Annotated in this window: 20 protein-coding genes and 1 riboswitch; of the genes, 4 read left to right on the top strand and 16 right to left on the bottom strand. The window is 29.3% G+C overall.

What is annotated here, in order from left to right; translation table 11 throughout:
• Positions 1-4 precede the first annotated feature (4 nt).
• The 7 genes from cbiE to MKD34_RS11360 are packed head-to-tail and all read right to left on the bottom strand — an operon-like array spanning position 5 to position 7,216.
• Entirely contained in the window at positions 5-634 is a 630-nt protein-coding gene (gene cbiE / locus MKD34_RS11330) for a precorrin-6y C5,15-methyltransferase (decarboxylating) subunit CbiE (RefSeq protein ID WP_240220479.1), read from the bottom strand.
• Positions 627-1,751: a cobalt-precorrin-5B (C(1))-methyltransferase CbiD gene (gene cbiD / locus MKD34_RS11335; RefSeq protein ID WP_240220481.1), complete on the bottom strand. Its 1,125-nt coding sequence runs from the start codon at positions 1,749-1,751 to the stop codon at positions 627-629. Before cbiD ends, cbiE begins: the two co-directional genes overlap by 8 nt.
• Positions 1,751-2,395: a precorrin-8X methylmutase gene (locus MKD34_RS11340; protein ID WP_023049710.1), complete on the bottom strand. Its 645-nt coding sequence runs from the start codon at positions 2,393-2,395 to the stop codon at positions 1,751-1,753. Before MKD34_RS11340 ends, cbiD begins: the two co-directional genes overlap by 1 nt.
• The gene (locus MKD34_RS11345) at positions 2,383-3,711 is read right to left on the bottom strand and encodes a cobyrinate a,c-diamide synthase (protein ID WP_240220483.1); all 1,329 of its coding nucleotides are present in this window, start codon (positions 3,709-3,711) and stop codon (positions 2,383-2,385) included. The genes MKD34_RS11340 and MKD34_RS11345 overlap by 13 nt, the downstream gene beginning before the upstream one ends.
• The gene (gene cobD / locus MKD34_RS11350) at positions 3,711-4,763 is read right to left on the bottom strand and encodes a threonine-phosphate decarboxylase CobD (RefSeq protein ID WP_240220484.1); all 1,053 of its coding nucleotides are present in this window, start codon (positions 4,761-4,763) and stop codon (positions 3,711-3,713) included. The genes MKD34_RS11345 and cobD overlap by 1 nt, the downstream gene beginning before the upstream one ends.
• Before the next feature lie 21 nt (positions 4,764-4,784).
• Positions 4,785-5,732 (bottom strand): adenosylcobinamide-phosphate synthase CbiB, encoded by a 948-nt coding sequence (gene cbiB / locus MKD34_RS11355; protein ID WP_240220486.1) that lies wholly within the window; start codon positions 5,730-5,732, stop codon positions 4,785-4,787.
• Entirely contained in the window at positions 5,732-7,216 is a 1,485-nt protein-coding gene (locus MKD34_RS11360; RefSeq protein WP_240220488.1) for a cobyric acid synthase, read from the bottom strand. The genes cbiB and MKD34_RS11360 overlap by 1 nt, the downstream gene beginning before the upstream one ends.
• 126 nt (positions 7,217-7,342) lie before the next feature.
• Positions 7,343-7,520: riboswitch (cobalamin riboswitch) on the bottom strand.
• Between the two features lie 205 nt (positions 7,521-7,725).
• Here MKD34_RS11360 and MKD34_RS11365 point away from each other — a divergent pair.
• Entirely contained in the window at positions 7,726-9,261 is a 1,536-nt protein-coding gene (locus MKD34_RS11365; RefSeq protein ID WP_240220490.1) for a hypothetical protein, read from the top strand.
• Positions 9,262-9,310: 49 nt separating this feature from the next.
• Here MKD34_RS11365 and MKD34_RS11370 read toward each other — a convergent pair whose 3' ends face one another.
• From MKD34_RS11370 to MKD34_RS11400, 7 genes are read right to left on the bottom strand one after another with little or no spacing between them, the layout of a single operon-like run.
• Positions 9,311-10,192, bottom strand: a complete 882-nt coding sequence (locus tag MKD34_RS11370; RefSeq protein WP_240220492.1) for a PocR ligand-binding domain-containing protein — start codon at positions 10,190-10,192, stop codon at positions 9,311-9,313.
• Positions 10,193-10,212: 20 nt separating this feature from the next.
• Positions 10,213-10,539 carry a glycerol dehydratase reactivase beta/small subunit family protein gene (locus MKD34_RS11375; RefSeq protein ID WP_240220494.1) on the bottom strand — a complete coding sequence of 109 codons (327 nt, stop codon included), beginning with the start codon at positions 10,537-10,539 and terminating at the stop codon, positions 10,213-10,215.
• Entirely contained in the window at positions 10,533-12,353 is a 1,821-nt protein-coding gene (locus MKD34_RS11380; protein WP_240220495.1) for a diol dehydratase reactivase subunit alpha, read from the bottom strand. The genes MKD34_RS11375 and MKD34_RS11380 overlap by 7 nt, the downstream gene beginning before the upstream one ends.
• 13 nt (positions 12,354-12,366) lie before the next feature.
• Positions 12,367-12,789 carry a diol dehydratase small subunit gene (locus tag MKD34_RS11385; protein ID WP_240220497.1) on the bottom strand — a complete coding sequence of 141 codons (423 nt, stop codon included), beginning with the start codon at positions 12,787-12,789 and terminating at the stop codon, positions 12,367-12,369.
• 11 nt (positions 12,790-12,800) lie between these two features.
• Positions 12,801-13,349, bottom strand: a complete 549-nt coding sequence (locus tag MKD34_RS11390; protein WP_240220505.1) for a propanediol/glycerol family dehydratase medium subunit — start codon at positions 13,347-13,349, stop codon at positions 12,801-12,803.
• Between the two features lie 9 nt (positions 13,350-13,358).
• A complete protein-coding gene (locus MKD34_RS11395) occupies positions 13,359-15,023 on the bottom strand; it encodes a propanediol/glycerol family dehydratase large subunit (protein WP_240220507.1) in 1,665 nt (554 codons plus the stop codon).
• A 15-nt stretch (positions 15,024-15,038) separates the two neighbouring features.
• Complete coding sequence (locus MKD34_RS11400) at positions 15,039-15,455, bottom strand: GlcG/HbpS family heme-binding protein (protein ID WP_240220509.1); 417 nt, start codon at positions 15,453-15,455, stop codon at positions 15,039-15,041.
• Positions 15,456-15,685: 230 nt separating this feature from the next.
• On the opposite strand from MKD34_RS11400, the gene MKD34_RS11405 reads away from it, so the two are divergent.
• Positions 15,686-16,843, top strand: coding sequence for an iron-containing alcohol dehydrogenase (locus MKD34_RS11405; RefSeq protein WP_240220511.1), 1,158 nt, complete (start codon positions 15,686-15,688; stop codon positions 16,841-16,843).
• Between the two features lie 31 nt (positions 16,844-16,874).
• Here the strand turns inward: MKD34_RS11405 and MKD34_RS11410 are convergent, their stop codons facing one another.
• Together MKD34_RS11410 and MKD34_RS11415 are read right to left on the bottom strand one after the other, a co-directional pair.
• Positions 16,875-17,231 (bottom strand): YMGG-like glycine zipper-containing protein, encoded by a 357-nt coding sequence (locus tag MKD34_RS11410; protein ID WP_240220513.1) that lies wholly within the window; start codon positions 17,229-17,231, stop codon positions 16,875-16,877.
• Between the two features lie 333 nt (positions 17,232-17,564).
• Positions 17,565-17,726 (bottom strand): DUF6693 family protein, encoded by a 162-nt coding sequence (locus tag MKD34_RS11415; RefSeq protein WP_023049725.1) that lies wholly within the window; start codon positions 17,724-17,726, stop codon positions 17,565-17,567.
• Positions 17,727-17,886: 160 nt separating this feature from the next.
• Between MKD34_RS11415 and MKD34_RS11420 the strand changes: the two genes are divergently transcribed.
• Complete coding sequence (locus MKD34_RS11420; RefSeq protein ID WP_185892778.1) at positions 17,887-18,564, top strand: flavin reductase family protein; 678 nt, start codon at positions 17,887-17,889, stop codon at positions 18,562-18,564.
• Positions 18,565-18,634: 70 nt separating this feature from the next.
• Positions 18,635-19,990, top strand: coding sequence for an MATE family efflux transporter (locus tag MKD34_RS11425; protein WP_240220514.1), 1,356 nt, complete (start codon positions 18,635-18,637; stop codon positions 19,988-19,990).
• The last annotated feature ends 12 nt before the right edge of the window (positions 19,991-20,002 follow it).

A 20,002-nucleotide genomic window follows, 5' to 3' on the forward strand; every position in this document is an offset into this window, starting at 1 on the left:
ATTTTCAAACCTTTCTTATAATTGTTACATTCATTTCATATTTTTTATTATACTTTTTATAATCACATACTAAAAACCTTGTAATAACTTCATCTTTATACGAAAGTCTCTCTCCAATAATTATTTCAGCATTTAAAATATTATTTTTAACAAGTGTTTTACTTATTTCAATTGGATTATTTTTTTCATCAGTTAGAAGTACTACTCCGCTTTTACTATTTTTAAATATTTCTACATAATCATTTTCTCTTCCATGAACACTACAAAGTTGATAATGTTCCCAAGTCATCTCTATCCTAGAAAATAGATACTGAAAAGAAGATATTCCTGGAATAACATTAAACTTTTGTTCAGAAAAACTCTTTTTTAAATATGTAAGTAAACTATAATAACCTGTATCTCCCGAAACAATAAAGACTATATTTTTATCTAGATTTCTTAAAACAAACTCCTTCATTTCATCTAATTTTTTCATAATATAGATATATTGATTATTTAAAAGGGAGTCAATCTCTTCTAACTGCCTCTCTCCACCTATAACAACTTCAGAATTTTTTATTTTATCTATTCCTGCCTTTGTCATATAATCTAGATTTCCTGGTCCAAGTCCCACCACCGATATCTCTTTACTCACTTTTTAACTCCTCTATCATTTCATAAAATCCATCACTATATCCTAATATATCTCCACTATAATTAAAAAGAATTGATTGAAATTCTATATTATCTCTTGAAAATTCAGCTGATCTTTTAGCTACTTTATTAGCAATTAAATTAAATAAACTTTCTTTTTTTACTATATATTCTGTAGCTTCTTCGGCTGTATTTGCTTCTAAAACTTTCAAAATATTCTCTCTAGGTTCATCTATTAAAATAGCATTTGCTGCAATTATTTCCAAACGAGCATCAGCAACTCTGCTATGAGTGTTAAAAATTCCACCTGCTACTTTAATAGCTTTTCCTATATGTCCAATTAATACTATTTTTTTAAATCCTAATTTTACTGCACTATCAATCATAAATCCGATATAGTTACTTGTTACAACCATCTGCTCAATATCTATATTATTATCTATACAAAATTGTTTCCCATGATTTCCAAAAGCAAATACTACCCATTCTCTAGCACTATTCTCTTTTAAAACTTTTAATTCAGCAAACATAGATTTAGTAAGTGCATCCTCACTCATAGGTTTAACTATTCCAGTAGACCCCAAAATAGATATCCCACCTAGTATTCCCAACTTCCCATTAAAAGTTTTCAAAGCTTTTTCTCTTCCCTTTGGAACATATATAGTTACTATTACTTTTAATCCATACTCTTCAAGAAGTGGGTTTAAAGTTTTTACTATCATCTCTTGTGGTCCTGGATTTATAGCTGATTTTCCAGGTGTTACTTTAAGCCCTTTTTTTGTTACTAATCCTACGCCTCTTCCACCTACTATCAACATATTATCAAAATTATGAGCTCTTTCTATCTTGGGTAATTTTTTTACAATTTTTACTTTAGCACAAATTTCTATTCCGTTTGTAACATCAGGGTCATCTCCTGCATCTTTTAAAACAACACCTCTAGCCCAATTGATTCCTCTTTTTTTTGAATGTATTGGTATATCTAAAGTTACTCCATTTAATGTAGTTATCTCAACTTTTTCTCCCAAATCTTTTCCTATCAAAAGATTTAGTGCAACAAATGCCGCTACACACGCACATGTTCCAGTTGTATATCCCGCTCTTAATTCTTTATCCATTAAAATCCTTCTCTCTTATGCAACTGATATAAAATTCCATGAAGTATTGAAACAGCTACAGGACTTCCTCCTTTTCTACCTTTTACAATAATATATGGTATTCCACTTCCAGGTAGAATCTCTTTTGATTCAGCCGCTCCTACAAATCCTACAGGAACCCCAACTATTAAAGCGGGTTTTTGAACCTCACCAGAATCAATAAGTTCTTTCAATCTAAATAGAGCTGTTGGTGCATTTCCAATTAGATATATATCTGTATTAGGATCTTTCGCTGCGTGTTCTATTCCTACTATTGATCTAGTCACTCCTCTTTCTTTAGCTTCAGCTGCTACATCTTTATCTGAAACTAAAGAATAAGCTGAGTATCCATATTTATCTAAAGTAATTTTACTTAAACCATTAGCTATCATGTTAGTATCACAATATATTTTACCACCTTTTTTTAAGGCTTCTAAACATGACTCAACTGCTCCTTCTGAAATCTCTAATAGGTCTGCATATTCAAAATCAGCTGTTGTATGTATAACTCTTTTTACTATTGGTAAATGAGTTGAAGAAAACTCTTTTGCCTTTTCTCCCATCTCTTCCTCTATTATTTCAAAACTTCTTATTTCAATATCTTGTGGTCTTTTTATATATGACATTTCTTTGCTCCTTCTAACATCTGCTTTAATATATCTAAGTTTTTAAAAAAATGTAAATGTGGATAACCTGCTATAAGATTTTTATTTTTATAACCACATAGCCACTCTCTACCATCACTTTTTCTAAGTTTAAATACTCTTTCATCACTACCCATTTCATCTATAGTTGAATAATGAAATTCATGAGCTTTTCCATTTAACTCACCAAAAGCTACATCTACATATCCAAATCTGCTAATAAAAAGTCTTCCAGTCATTCTTACACTACAATCAATTAATTGTGCCATAGAATAACTTTTCTCCTCCAAGGTTTTTATTCCTTGGCTAAGATACATAAATCCTCCACATTCTCCATAAATATGTCCTCCAGACTCATGAAATTCTTTTAAAGAGTTTAAAAACTCCTTATTATTCGATAAATCTTCTAAATAATTTTCTGGATATCCTCCACCAAAATATAGTAAATCAACCTGAGGTATTTTTTTATCTTTTATAGGTGAAAACTCTACAAGTTCTATTCCCATTCTTTGTAAAAGTTCTAAATTATCCTCGTAGTAAAATGAAAATGCTTTGTCTTTAGCTACTCCTACTTTTAATCCTACATATAGATTCTCTATATCTTTAAAAATATCTACATTTTTTTCTGATTTTTGTAGATTAGCTATCTCTTCTATCTTTTTTAAATCAATAGTTTTTTTTATCTCTTCTTTTAAAATCTCTTTTTTTTCTTTTAAATCCTCAACTTCATCTGCTTGAAGTAATCCTAAGTGTCTACTACTAATTCCTAAATTTTCATCTTTTTTTAAATATCCTAGACATGATATTCCTGTATAATTTTCTATAGCATCTTTTAACATTTCATAGAGTTTTTCACTATTTACTTTATTTATTATAACTCCAGCTATATTAACTCTTGGATCTAAATTTTTATATCCTAAGACTTCTGCTGCAATACTTGTACTTTTTCCTGCTGCATCTACTACTAAGATAACTGGTAAATTTAAAACTCTAGATAAATGAGCTGTACTATAATTATCTAAAGAATTTCCTAAACCATCATAAAGCCCCATAACACCTTCAACAATAGATATTTCTTTACTATGCTTTTCAAAACTATACTTTACGCCCTCTTCTCCCATTAAAAACAAATCTAAATTATAACTTTTATTTCCCGTTATAAATTTATGAAAACTGGGGTCTATATAATCAGGCCCTACTTTAAATGGAGCCACATCTTCAAAAGTAGCCATTAGTCCCATAGATACTGTAGTTTTTCCTATTCCACTTCTTGTTCCTGCTAAAACAAACCCTTTCATTATTTCAGCACTCTCCTTAAAGCCTCTAAAACTTGCTCATTTTTCTTTCTATCTTTTATTGCTAATCTTATATAACTTTCATCTAAAAACATAAAGTTGGAAGCATCTCTTACTAAAACGCCATTCTCTATCATTTTTTTTCTGAAACTTTTAGCATTATCGTTTAATAACTTTACTAATATAAAGTTAGTTTCTGTTGGAGTTACTTCTATATTATCTATTTTACATAACTCTTCATAAAACCATAATTTTTCTTTTTTTATCCAATTTTCTGTTTCATGTATATATAAAGTATCTAAAAGCATGGTTTTTCCTGCTATTTCAGCTACTCCATTAACACTCCAAGGTTCTCTGATATTTTTTATTTCATTTAATATTGCTTCGTCATAAGTTAATCCATATCCTAATCTAACTCCTGGAAGTGCAAAAAACTTAGTTAGAGCTCTTAAAATGAATACATTTTTATGTTTTAACAAAAATGCAGTTTTATCTTTCCAATTATCAACAAACTCTATAAAAGCTTCATCTATAAATAATTTTTTATTTTTTCTTTCTAAAAAATCAGCTAGTTTTTTTATTTTTTCAAGATTCTGAAATTTTCCTGTTGGATTATTTGGATTACACATAACGACAACATCTTCATCTGTTATAAAGTCTAATAACATATTTTCATTTAAAGAAAAATCTTTGCTCAACGGAAAAAATTTAACATCTCTTCCTGCAGCTCTAGCAGCTCTTTCATACTCTGCGAAAGTTGGTGCAATTATTAAAACCTTTTTAGCTTTTACTGCCTTCATATATAGAAATAGAACCTCTGTAGCACCATTTCCTACAACTACATTATCTATATGACAATTATTGTAATTTCCAATAGCTGTCCTTAACTCCACGTAGTCTATATCTGGATATTTTTCTAAAGTTTCAAAATTTTCTATAACTGCCTTTTTAAAACTACTTGGAACTCCTAAGGGATTTATATTAGAACTATAATCTAAAACTTCTATCCCATTATCTCTTTTTAGTTTATATATATTTCCACCATGTAAATCCATATTACTTCACTTCCTATTATCTTATACTAGTTTAATAAATGCTGTAAACAAAACTATTCCTACAAAAGATGTCATAAACATTATCTTATAACATTTTTTTATATCTTCACATTGAAACTCTTTTAATTTATCTCCTATTGTAGGTTTTTCAAAATATTTTCCAAAATATTTTGTTTTACCACCAAATTGAACCCCTATAGCTCCTGCAAAAACTGCCTCTGGATGCCCTGAATTTGGACTTGAATGATTTTTTCTATCTCTAAAAAATATTTTTAATGGCTTTTTTATTCCCATTCCTAATAAAAATGTTGCAATTGGAATTATTATTAGACCAGATAATCTCGCTGGAATAAAATTAAAGAAATCATCTACTTTTGCTGAAACCATCCCAAAATCTATATATTTATCATTTTTATATCCAACCATTGAATCAAGAGTATTTACTGCTTTATATCCCATTGCTAAAGGCAATGCCATTGAAACTCCATCAATTAATATAAAGCTTCCTAAAAATGCATAAAACATAGGTGCTATAATTCCATCAACACTATTTTCGGCTATAGTCTCCATTGTACTTCTTACAACTTGTACTTCATCCATCTCACCTGTATCTCTACTAACTAAATAAGAAAGCTCTTTTTGTGCTTTTTGTAAATCTCCACTTTTTAAAATTTTATAAACTTTAATCCCTTCAGCACCTAAACTTTTCGTTGCCAAAGTTGTGTATAGAAAGAAAATTTCTAAAAATTCAGATATTCTAGCTATATAATATGACAACACTACTGTTGAAAGTATTACTATAAAAGCTAATACTCCTCCCCATACTTTTTTATTTTTTAATGAATAAATCTTATTTTCAATAAACGTTATATATTTTCCTATAAATCTAACTGGATGTGGAAACCAATATGGATCCCCTAAAATTAAATCTAACAAATAAGCTATCCATATTTTTAAAATGATGCTCATTAGTTCTCCTCCAAAATCTTATAAATAGCTTCCATATCCACATTTTCTCTGAATATTTTTTCTAACTTATCTAACTCTTGAAGTCTATATTCATCAAATGTCATTGTGCTATTTTTCTTTTCCAATCCTTTCTTCTCTCTTATATTGTTTAAAATAAAATCAGTAAACTCTCTATTATCAAAAATTCCATGTAAATATGTTCCAAAAATATTATCTTTTACTGTGGCTACTAATCGATTATCTAAAGTTATAGATTTTTCTTTCCCCTCTGTTACTCCTTGGTGAATCTCATAACCTTTAACTTGAATATCTCCTAATCCTTTTAATAACCCTGTTTCTCCTTTTAATAATCCTGTATACTGTGTTGTTACCTTCTCTTTTTCCATTGTAGTTTCTATGTCTAAAAGTCCTAGTCCTGGAAGTTCTTTTATATCTCCCTCTATTCCATATGGATCTAACACTTTTTCCCCTAAAATTTGAAATCCTCCACATATCCCAATAATAGGAGTTCCTTTTCTAGAAATTTTTATAATCTCTTGTGCAATTCCTTTCTCTTTTATATCTTTTAAATCATCTATTGTATTTTTAGATCCAGGTATAATTATCAGGTCTTCATTTCCTAATTCATGAAATGATGTTACATAATTAACATTTACATCCTTATTTGCTAGTAAAGCATCAATGTCTGTAAAATTCGATATATGTTTTAATTTTATAACCGAAACTGTTATATCTGCCGTTTTTGATTTAATTTTATTAAATTTTTCTGTTACCCCATCCTCATCCTCTATGTCTAGTTCAAAGTATGGCATAACTCCTAAAATTGGAACTCCTGTCAGTTCCTCTATTTTTTCTAATCCTGGTTTTAATATATCAACATTTCCTCTAAACTTATTTATAATTACACCTTTTACTCTAGCTCTCTCTTCTGGTTCCATAAGAGATATCGTTCCATAAATTGATGCAAAAACTCCACCTCTATCAATATCTGCAACTAAAATAACAGGAGCATCAACCATTTCAGCTAATCCCATGTTTACTATATCGTCTTGCTTTATATTTAATTCTACAGGGCTTCCTGCTCCCTCTATAACACATATTTGATTTTCATCTTTAATCGTATTATAAGCTTGAATTATATCTTTTTTTAACTTTGATTTATAGTCTCCGTATTCAAGTCCTCCCATATTTCCAATAGATTTTCCATTGACAATCACTTGAATCCTTCTATCCCCTGTGGGTTTTAATAAAATAGGATTCATTGTATAGTGAGCTTCTATCTCACATGCCATCGCCTGAAGAGCTTGTGCTCGTCCCATCTCATGTCCATCTTTTGTTATATAAGAGTTCAGTGCCATATTTTGAGATTTAAAAGGTGAAACTGTGTATCCATCTTTAAAAAATGCTCTACATAAGCCTGTAACTGTTATACTCTTCCCTGCTCCTGAAGACGTCCCAACAACCATTATGTTCTTATGTTTCATAATATCATTTCTCCTAAATTGTGAAGTTTAGCGGAAATATAAAAAATGCGAAAATGAATAGAATATTGCTAATTAGAATTGAAATTGACAGTTCTAAATACAAATCTGTTCACCGCAGACTTTATATTTTCTTTTATATTCATGGCAGATATCCTGACTCAGATTCATCCTACTCTTAGGCCTTCCCATAAAAACTACAGTGGCTTAGTCTAATTTCGTCCTCCTTACAGTGGCGGGACCGTGTGAGATTTTCACTCAACTTTCCTTTTAATCAAATTATTGAACCATAAATAATATACATATTTATCATAATTATACATAATGATTATGCACAAGTCAACCCTTTTTAAAAGTTTATGTTTAAAAATTAAACTACATATGCATAGTATTTTATAGAAATAAATCCAAACAAAATATTTTTGATAAAACTATAATAATAAAAAAGAAAATTAAATTTTATTCGTAGATTAAATGTGACATATTAATTTTTTATAAGGGAGTGATTAAATATGAACGATGTTAAAACAAATAAACAACCTCTTATTATAGAGGACAAAATTATTAATGTTCCTCCTATGTTTGCAGAGATTTTTGCATTAAATCCTAAAAATCTTAAAAAATGGCTAGTTGGAGCAAAAAATTCAAATAAGTCTTACGAAGATCTTAAAGTAAAAGATATTTTAAATACAAAAGTTAATGCTGCTGTCAATGATGAAGCATTCCTTTTAGATGTAACGTTTGGAAATACAACACATAAATTATATTTAAAAAAACCTCAAACAAATAAAGGATTAGATTTTATATTAACAGAAGGTGATAAATTTAAAATCGAAACAAATTTACATCTTACTGAGATAAATGATAAAAAATGTAATATACATCTTGAAACAACTTTATTAGAAAGTAAACATAGCTTTCACCCTATAACATCTTTTGAATTAAAATACTTTTTTAGAAAAAGTTTATCAAACTTCATAGAAGAGTGTGAAAAAAGTTATAGCACTTTTGAAAGCGAAGAAAAAACTGTCGAAGCTGAAGTTTTAAATTTTTATCAAGGTAATATCACTGCTTTCAATTCTTTGATTGAACCATTAAAAAATGATTTAGGAGAAGACTCTTACCTAGATATCCAAAAAAAATTAAAAACTTTAGGCATGAATACATCTGATCAAGTTAGTAAAATATTTACAAATTTAGTAAATATCATTCCTACTGAAGATTTATCTTTAATTAATGATAAAGTAATTCAATTTATTAAAGAGCACATATTTATTTTAAAAGGTATCACTAAAAAAAATAATGCCGAAAATTTAAAAGATATAAATACAGTTACTAAATTGCAATTAGATAATATAAATTTTATTGTTCCTCAAATATTAAAAGACATAGATTCTAATAAAATTGTTGAAATTGAAAACCAACTAAATACTCTTCTTTCATCTATTGTTAAAGAAGTTGAAGGCATCCTTGAAGAAATTAAAAATAAAATTCCTCCACAACACTTTAAAGATTTTGAAGTTGGATTTATAAATATTCTTAAAACTGATGTAGATTCTGCACAATCTTTATTTGATAAAATTATTTCTGGAAATGCAAAGTTTACAGATTCAGAAACTAAAATTTTAAATGGATTAAAAGAATCTATTAATAAGGTAGAGACTACTGTTAATAATAGAGATAACCAAGCTTATATTTCTGTTTTAAATATGATTGAAAAATCTTTAGAACAACTTGAACAAGATATGAAAACTATTAGTTCAAATATAACAGCTGAGAAAATAGAGTCTACAAAAACTCTAATAAAATCTACAACTGATACTTCATACAAATCTTTAACAAGCTTCTTATCTAATATGACTCCTGAAAATTTAGCAAACAACAAAGAAGTTGTTAATCAAAAAATAGAAGAAATTTTAGAAAGATACGTTAAAGCTATCAAAATAATCTCTCCTTCGATACCTGATGAAAAACTTTCTATTATGAGAGAAAAAGTTAAAAATATACTTACTAAAGAATACGAATCTTTCTGTATTATAAATAAATAAATAAATAAAAGTATCAAAAAATGCAGCTCAATTATAGCTGCATTTTTTATTATTTTTGAAAAAGATCTCTATATTCTTTAGGACAAATTCTTTCATATTTTTTAAAAACTTTTGTAAAATAGCTACTATCTTCAATTCCTATTTCATTTGATATTTCTGATAAAGACTTACTCGTAATCTCTAAAAAATGTTTAGCCTTCTCAATTTTTTTTATAAGAATATATTCTTTAAAAGTTTTTCCTGTTTCTCGTTTAAAAACTCTACTAAATTGAGAAATACTTAAATTACATAATCCTGCTACATCTTCTAAATGAATATTTTCTTTAATATTTTCATTTATATAAGTTACTGCTGAAGAGATTTGAGAATGGCTATATTCTACTCTCTCCTCTTTTATATTATTTTCAATAATATGATTATACCATTTCTTACTTTTAATACAGTCACTTATATAAACTGATGTATAATGTAAAATACTTGCAATACTCTGGAGTTCATTATATTTCACTTTTTTTAGAAAGCCATAATTTTCAACAATTTTTTTTATATTAAACTCTTTTCCTACATTTTCAACTAATATATCCTCTAATTCAAACGTTTCTTCATCTTCTAAAAGTATTTGACCAACTAAAAATGCTCCTATTAATTCACTTTGATAAATAATAGGGATTATCATATCTACTAATCCAGCATGGCATCTATAAATATATGGTTTTAATGATAAAAATGCTTTACTTAAAGCTTTTACATCACATTTTTCACAAAACGAACTAAGCTCTTTATTTTTTCTAAAAATCTTACAAAACTCTGAGTAGTTACTTTTTTCCGTTAAATAATTGCCTTCATCATCTACAATTACTACAGCCATTTTAGTCATATCTACTATCTCTTCCTGAATTTTTAATAGTTCTTTTTTATATTTATGAAGCATACCTCACACCTTTCGTTTTATCATAATTTTTTTAAGGGCAATCCTTTTAATAGTCTCGCTGCATTTTGACCAAAAATTCTTAAATTTCTTTTAGAGCTTTCAATACTTTCTCTTAGTATATATTTTTTTGTATATTTCTTTTGATTCAAAAGTATCTCTCCATCTGAATTAATACCTATTCCTATCTCAAATCTTCCATTTACATAAGACTCTTTATCTATCTTTTCATCTTCTAAAAACTTTAAAATATAAGGAACTCCCTCTTCTTCTATTCCAAAAAATATCTCCTCTATATCAATCACATTTATAATATTTGAACATACTATGTCTATTCCATTTTTTAGCATTCTCTATCACCTAAAACCAATCCTGTTGCCACTGCATTTCTAGGTCCTTCTGTTCCCCTTATATTTCCACAACCAGCAACCACACCATATTTAGAAAGAGCCTCTGTTATCATCTCTGGTATTTCAAAGTCAAGAGCTGAACCGCCAACAATTATTACAAATTCAAAATCTCTAATATTTTTAGTTAACGATATTTTTCTTAAAGCTCTTTTAGAATTTGTTACAAAAACTCTTTTTTTACTCTCTCTTCTAATTTCTCTAATTCTCTCCATAGTGTTTTGAATATCGATTGGAATAAGCTCTCCATTTTTTACCAACACATTTTTTGCATACAAATTTGGCGACAATGGATCATTAAAAAATTGTACGCTTCCATCTTCATATCTTATATGAAAGAAAGACTCTACTTTTGCTAATGGATATTTTTTTATATCTTCAGCTAAATTAAAATTTTCAATTCCAAGTTCTTTTTGAATCAATAAAGTTACCATATTTCCTGCCCCAGCTAAATGTGTATGAGATTTTCTTCCAATTTTGTCAATACTACAAGCATCTGTAGATCCTGCTCCAATATCAATTATTGCCAATGGTTTTCCTGTTCCAGGAGTAGTTAAAGCTCCTTTTATAGCCATATCTGCTTCAACTCCACCAACTTCAACTTCAATACCTAATTCACTCTTTATCAATTTTGCCAAATTTTCCATTTGATTTTTCTCAGTTCCTACCATTACTGCTAAACCTACAGCATTTTCAAGCATAAACTCTCCAGCTAAGCCACCTTTTATTCTTTGAGGAACAAAAGTGTCAACTGCTAATAAATCTTTTATTTTTATATCCTGTATACTCTCACCTGTAAATTTACTCATAGTATTTTTTACATTTCTCAGCATTCCACCTACGTTTGTTCCATCTTCACCAAAAATATCTTGTACATTTAAAGTAGATATTTTATCCATGATTTTTTGAGCGCCCTCTTGTATACCTACTTCTTCAGTCGTTTTACAACCTTTTATATAGATATTTCCAGCTGGAATAATTTTTTCTTTAACATCTCCTTGAGGAGTTTTTATTACAACACCCGATCTATTTCCTATAAGAGCTTTTGATAAGGGAACCACTTTTTTAGTTTCTTCTGAATTTAAATTAAAAATTGTTGCTATTCCATATGGATTTGAAATTTTCTCAATAACTTTTCCTTTTTCAGCTACTTCAACACAGCATTTAACACCTAAAGGTATTTTTTCAACCAACTGAACTTCATCAACTATCGGAATTTTTATTAATAATCTATTATTTACAAGAACTCCATCATCTCTTTGTAAAATAGCGCCTTTGACTTTTACACCTCTATTCATTTCACAATTTAAAATTTTTGCTATTTCTAAAAAATTTTTATCTTTAGCTGCTATAACAATATACTCTTCATCTAACGAAGTAAAATTTAGTTCTTTTAGGTTATCTATATTAATTGTTAAACCTATTCCTATTCCACAACCTCCTGGGGTATCTGGATTATGCCCAATCATAGTGGATTCTGTTATTATTGTTTCTGTTATTGTTTCCATTGAAACATCACCAATTACTGGTGTAGCTTCATTTATTCTAATCAAATTTAAATCTTCTAATTTTAAATCTAATTTTTCTAATAATAAGAAAATTGCTTTTTTTATTCCTTCTATATTTTCTTCAGTTCCCTTTAAACCCGTAGTTTTATAAAGAGAACTATCTAAAAACTCGACTTTAGAATTACTAACTTTGGCTAAAGCTACTTCAGTAGTAGCATTTCCTATATCAATACCCGCAATAATTTTCATAATTAAATTGCTCCTAATCTTTTCTTAACTTTCCTCTTTTTTCATAAATTTCTGCAGCTTCTCTAACAAAATTTGCATTTACAATTGCACCATATTTATTTTCTAATTCATCAGCTATAGCTAAAAGCTCCTCTTTAGACGATCTATTTGGTCTTAAAGCATTATAAATTTCTAATATTCTTTCGTCTGAAATTTTTACTAATTCACTGGCTCTTTGAAAATTTCTTTTTATCGTTGGTTGCCCTGCTGTTTCAGCTACTTCTCCTTGAAGATTAAGTGTTTCTGAAGAGATTCTAATATCTTGAGCTTTAACATTTTCATCTAAAACGTTTTCTAAAGTGATATCATCTAACGTTTTTCCAGTTGGAGTTTTTAACCACTCTTTTCTCTTCTCTCCTAAAGGATAATCTAATTCGATATTAATTTTTTTGTTCATCTTTCATCTCCTTATTCAAAAGTATATTCTAACTCTTCAGGTTTCTCGTTCTCTTTTACATGTTTTGTTTCTTTTATATGTAATAACGCTGCTTTTGCTTGATATTTTGGTCTTACCATTTGGTCACTTATAACAGGTACTGGATTTGGCGATTCCCCTTTAGCATATTTAGCTGCATTTTTACCTATCAATCTAAAAATTTCTGGTGTTAAAAGAGGGGCTTGGGGAAATAATTCTAGATTATTTAACGGAAGTAAATCCTTTTGATGTATAACCGTTGTTCCTTTAGATTGTATTCCTATCCCTATTCCAGATCCACTTAATTTAGCTGCATCATTTGCTATAAAACAAACATCTGATGTTCTGTTTATACGTACTACTCTAGCTATCAATCCTTCTTCTTCTATTCCTGCAATTAACTCCATTAAAACTACATCATGAGGAATATCTGTTATTGTTTTATGTTGATATTTTTTAAAAGCTGGAGCTAGTCCTATAACTACCTCTTCTATTCTATCACCTTTTTTTGCAATTCCAACCTCTTTTATTTTTATTTCCATTTTTTCCTCCTATTCAATACTCTCTGGCTTTATTGCTGTTGGAATATTAGAAATTTCATTCCATCTCTCTTCACTAATTCTGTAACCACTTCCTGGTCCCATATAATCATTCTTATCATTTATTGCACTTACAATTTTAAAGTCTTTATTTAAAATTGCTGAAGTTTGAAGATAATCTCCTGAAACTCTTTGTTTTAACATATTTAACACATTTTCAGCAACATCTTTAAATCCACTTTTGCTTAAAGCTTTTACTAAATCTAAACCTGTTATTCCTCTTTTCAAAAGTTCTTCAGCCCCTTTTAAATCTTGAACAACATCTCTAACTGGCATATCTTTACTACCATGAGCATAAGTTGCTGCGTACACTTCTTCATCTGTTATTTCTGGTAAATCTAATTCTTTAAATAATCCTTGAATTGCTTTTGCTGCTTTATTTCTTATTTTTATTACTTCATCTTCAGAAACTGGTCTCAAACCACCATCAACTTTCAAATCTCTTTGTAAAATATTGTAGTCATCAAAATCCTCAGCATCAAAATTTGATCCTGCAAACATATTATCATAGTTTGGTACTGCACTGTACCCAGAAAATATAAAGTCTGTTCCTGGTAACATCTGCATTAGAGTTCTTGCCGTTCTTCTTATATCAGAGTGAGAAAAAGTTTGATCATTAGCTGAAGCACATTCTAAATCTAAAAGCATTGCTATTAAGTTCTCTCCTAAAACTGCTCTTATACCTCCTGGTAAAGCTCCTGGCATTCCTATGCAACTTACTGCACCATTTTGTAATCCTTGAACACCTGCTCCTCTTGTTATATAAATACATCTTGTCTCTAAGTACAGCATAGATTTCCCCTCTGAGTACCCCATTAAAGCTTCTGATCCTGTACCTGAAGTGAATCTCATTTTTAATCCTCTTGAAGCATAAGCCGATGCTAAAAATGCCTTAGACCATGGCGTATCATCTCCATCAGTAAATACTTGCTCTGTTCCATAAACTGAAACTGTCTCTGCATAGCTTGTAAATCCTTTCATTCCAAGTTCTAGCTCTGTTGCTTCCTCAACTGAACATTGAGTTAGTACTCCACCTCTTCCCACTTGAGAACCAACAAAAATTGCAATAGCATTAAATGGTGCATATCTTACAATTCCCACTGTTGTTTCTTGTTCATCAAAACCTCTTATTGCAGCTTCTGCTGCATCTGCTGCAATTTGAACTGGATTATCTCTTAAATTTGTTACATGACATTGATTCGAAGGAGTTTTTCTAGCTCTCATTTTTTGAACAGCCATCATCATTTCTACAACGTTTAAATGACTAATAACTTCTACCATCTTTGCCGGTGTTATTCCTGTTGTTATTTTTAAAATATCTTCTTTTTTTACATTTATATCAACCAATTTTTTCGCTATTTCAAGCGTTGATAACTTCATAGCTTCCTCAGCATAGCTTAAATCAATTGCATAATCAGCTATAAAAAGATCAATCATATCAAAATCTTCTCTTTTTTTACCATCTAATTCAATTATTTTTCCATCTTTAATTGCAAGACTTGATTTAGGATCTAAAGGACTATCCATAGCTATTAATCCTTCTTCCTTCCACTCACCTATAAACCCATCTTTATTTACTGCACGTTCACTTAAAACCTCAAAACGTTTTGATCTCATCGTTCCTCCTATAAATTATAAAGAATTTAATGCTGCTTTTGCTATCTCCATGTCCTCTTCTACAGTTCCACCGCTTACTCCAACGGCTCCTACAATTTCATCATTTATAATAATTGGGAATCCTCCACCAAAAGTTATTATTCTAGAGTTATTTGTCAAATTTAAACCATATAGACTTTGCCCTGGTAAAACTACTTCACTAAGCTCATTTGTACCACTCTTTAATGCCCATGCTGTAAAAGCCTTATTAATTGCTATATCAACACTTGTTACAAAAGCTTCATCCATTCTTTCTAAATACAATAAATTACCACCATTATCTACTACTGAAAACACAACTGGGACTTTTATTTCTATTGCTTTTTTTAATGCTGCTTTACCCATTTTTTTTGAAGCTTCTAAAGTAATTTGATTAAAACTCTTAATAATCATAACTTTTCCTCCCTATACTTTTTATTTTTTTGTTCGTATATCGAATATTAACAACTTTTTCTATATACTTCAAGGTAATAATCAATCTTAGATTTGTACTTTTTTGTCATTTTTTATATTTTTGATTTTTTTTTACCATTTTTAGGTATTTTTTTACCTTGTTTACATTCTATTTTTTTGTTACTCTTAAATTGAAACAAGAATTACTTTATTTCGGGAGGAGATTATTAATGAGATTTTATGATTATTTAATGCCTAGTGTTAACTTTTTTGGCCCTGGATGCCTTAGTGTAGTTGGGGATAGAGCTCAAATACTTAATGGAAAAAAAGCTTTAATCGTTACTGATAAATTTTTACACTCTTTAAAAGATGGAGCTGTAGAAAAAACTATAAAGTATTTAAACGAAGCTGGAATAGAAAGTGTTGTATTTGACAATGTTGAGCCTAATCCTAAAGATACAAATGTGTATGAAGGTGCAGATATGTATAAAAAAGAAGGGTGTGACATGATAATAACTGTAGGTGGAGGTTCTCCTCATGACTGCGGTAAAGGTATCGGAATAGCTGTTACACATCCTGGTGATATTTGTGACTACGCTGGAATTGAGACTCTTATAAATCCACTTCCTCCTATTATAGCTATTAACACAACTGCTGGAACTGCTTCTGAAGTTACTAGACATGCTGTTATTACTAATACTAAAACTAAAGTTAAATTTGTTATTGTAAGTTGGAGAAATCTGCCTCAAGTTTCTATCAATGACCCACTACTTATGGTTGGAAAACCCGCTGGTTTAACTGCTGCAACAGGTATGGACGCTCTTACTCATGCTATTGAAGCTTATGTTTCTAAAGATGCCAATCCTGTTACAGATGCTGCTGCTATTCAAGCAATAAAATTAATTTCACAAAATTTAAGACAAGCTGTTGCTAATGGTGAAAACTTGAAAGCTAGAGAAAATATGGCCTATGGATCGCTTTTAGCAGGTATGGCTTTTAATAATGGAAACTTAGGATATGTTCATGCTATGGCTCATCAATTAGGTGGACTTTATGATATGCCACATGGTGTTGCTAACGCTATGTTACTTCCTCATGTTTGTCGTTACAATATGATTGCTAATCCTGAAAAGTTTGCTGATATAGCTGAATTTATGGGAGAGAAAACAGATGGACTTTCTGTTATTGAAGCTGCTGAAAAATCAATTGAAGCTATTTTTAGACTTTCAGGAGATGTTGGAATTCCTAAAAGTTTAAAAGAAGCTGGAGTTAAAGAGGAAGATATTGAACTTATGTCTAGCAATGCTTTAAAAGATGGAAATGCATTTAGTAATCCAAGAAAAGGTAATGAGAGAGATATTGCAAATATTTTTAAAAGTGCTATGTAATAAATAAAAGACCTCCAATGGGAGGTCTTTTTTAATATGATGAACTATACGGTTGACTATAATAAGGTTTATTATATTGTTGATTTGTATTATACTGAGGTTGATTATATTGTGGTTGGCTATATTGCGGTTGATTATTATAATATGGTTGCTGGTTTGTATCTTTTATAGCCTGAGTTTGATCTTGAACTGAACCAACTAATGCACCTGCTGCTGCACCTATACCTGCTCCTAAAAGAGTTGCTCCAGTATCTCCACCTATCGCTTGTCCTAAAAGAGCTCCTGCTCCTGCTCCAACTGTTGTTGAACCAATTGTATTTGATCCAACATTAGAACATCCTGATAAAAGTACTACAGATAAAACTGATAATATTAGATATTTTTTCATATTAACTCCTTTCTTATATAACTTTTCATAATTTTAAAACGTTTCTACATCTATTACCATTGGAAAAAAAGGTATTTTTAACACTTTAAAAATTTTATAATTTTTATTTTGTGGAACACTCTCATCTATATAAATATTGACTCCACTAAAAATTATTTTTCTATTTTTACCAAGATTTTTATTTTGTGCCTCCGTTAACAGTTCAACCTGAACACTAAAAATAACAGGACATCACTTACTACCTTTTGTACTTTCTAAATACAACTTTATATCTTTGATGTTTTTCTTTTCTAAATAGTTTAAAACTTCTTGAGTAATTTCTATCTTCATTAATTATTCCTCTACAATAATAGTTCTATTTATCATAAACTTTATAAGAGAGAATAAAAAGAATGGAGAGGCTAATCCAAAAGTTATTACAACTAAAACTGTCCATCCTAGTAAAAATAATAAACTATCTGCAAATCCTACATCACATCTTAATCTTCTTGCCATTTTTTCTTCACCTCTTTTATTTATTTTATTCTATAATAATATATTTTTTCTTTTAATTTTACAAGATTTTTTCTAAACATCTCTTTGATTTTATAGACATTAAATAATTAATATTGTATAATAAAAAGATAAAATAAAAGAAAAGTAAGGAGTTATAATAATGACAAAAGAACTATTTAAAGGAAGTGTAGTTTTAAATCCTGTTCCTGCTGTAGTTATAACATCTAGAAATAAAGATGGTGTTAATAACGCATTTACCGTTGCATGGACGGGTACTATCTGTACTAATCCTCCTATGCTTTCTATCTCTATTAGACCTGAGAGATTATCATATGAATATATTAAAGAAACAATGGAGTTTACAGTTAACTTACCAAATACTTTCCAAGTAAGAGAAACTGACTATTGTGGTGTTATTTCTGGAAGAGATGTTGATAAAATTAAACATCTAGGGCTTACTGCTAAACCTGGAGAACATGTTAACTCTCCGTATTTAGAGGAGTTTCCTATCAATATCGAATGTAAAGTTAAGCAAATTATTCCACTAGGAACACATGATTTATTTTTAGCTGAAGTTGTTGGTTCACATATCAATAAAAATATCATTGATGAAAAAGGCAAAATTCATTTTGAATGGGCTAATCTAATTAATTATTGTCATGGTGAATATTTTCCAATGTCAAAAAAACCTATTGGTCAATTTGGATTCTCTGTTGCTAAAAATCCTTTACTAATAGAAAAATATAAGCATATAAAATCTTATACAGAATATAGAGATGAAAAAAACAATAAAAAACCTAAAAAAAAGGTTAAAAGTAAGGTTAAAAAGAAAAAATAAAATACAATATAAAAGAGCAGATGGGCAGCTTATAACCCATCTGCTCTTTAATTTACAAAAGGAGTGTCGCATGTTTCAAAAATTTAAATTCGAAAAAAGTTTTATTAAAATGTTAATGTCTTTAGCTATTCCTATTATTTTACAAAGTTTGATTACTGCATCATTAAATCTTCTTGATAATATCATGGTTGGAAAGCTTGGAGAAAGTGAAATCGCTGCAGTTGGTTTATCAAATCAATTTTATATGATTTTCTTCTATTCAGTAGCTGGTGTAGGAATGGGAGCCTCTATTTTCATGTCTCAACTTTGGGGTAAAAAAGATGTCAAAAAAATACATGAATTTTTAGATCTCTCTCTTTTAATCTCACTTGGAGTTTCAATATTTTTTGCTGCAATTGCTTTAATTTTTCCAGCGAATATAATTCATATTTTTTTAAATGATCCAACTGTTACGTCTCTAGGAGTTAGTTATTTAAGAATAGTTGCTGTGAGTTATATTCTATCATCTATAACTCTAGCTTATTCAATGGCTTTAAGAAGTACTGCTCAAACTAAACTCCCTATGTACGGAAGTATTGTTGGAATTGCTTTTAATGGTCTTTTAAATTATTTATTTATATTTGGTAAATTCGGTGCTCCTAAGATGGGAGTTGCTGGTGCTGCTTTAGGAACAACTATCTCTAGAACTATGGAACTAGGGTTTCTTTTATTCATGATTTATAATTATAATAATGTAATTGCAACAAAATTCCACGGTTTAAAAGAACTTTCTATAAAAAAATTAAAAGAATTCTTTAAAATTGCATCTCCAGTTATTTTTAACGATATTATGTGGATTTTAGGAATTTCAACTTATTCTATTGCTTATGCTAAACTTGGAGTTAACGCAACTGCAACTATGCAAATTGCAATTACTGTTAACAATATGTTTAATATCTTTGGTATAGGTATTGGAGCTGCTTCTGCTATAATAATTGGTAATAAAATTGGAGCTGGCTTAAAAGATGAGGCGTACTCTCTTTCAATAAAGATATCTCAATTTGGAGTTTTATTAGGAGTAGCTATCGGAATTATTTTCTACTTTATCTCTCCTCTTTTTGTTGGAGTCTTTAAAATAACTCCTGAAACAGCTAAAAATGTAATTACTGTTTTAAAAATAATGGCATTCTTTATTCCTGCAAGATTTTATGCTATTATACAAGTAATAGGTACTTTAAGAGGTGGTGGAGATGTTGTTTATGCAATTGCAACTGAAATGATTGGAATTTGGATTATAGGAATTCCTATGGCCTTTGCTGCTATTCACTTCATCCCGGGATTATCTATAACAACATTATACTTTATAATCTGTTTAGAAGAACTTGTTAAATGTGCCATAACATACCCACGTGTTATGTCATATAAATGGATTAGAAGTTTAGTTTAATTTAGGAGGATT

It is taken from the genome of Cetobacterium somerae (genome assembly GCF_022430525.1).
Taxonomy (GTDB): Bacteria; Fusobacteriota; Fusobacteriia; order Fusobacteriales; family Fusobacteriaceae; genus Cetobacterium_A.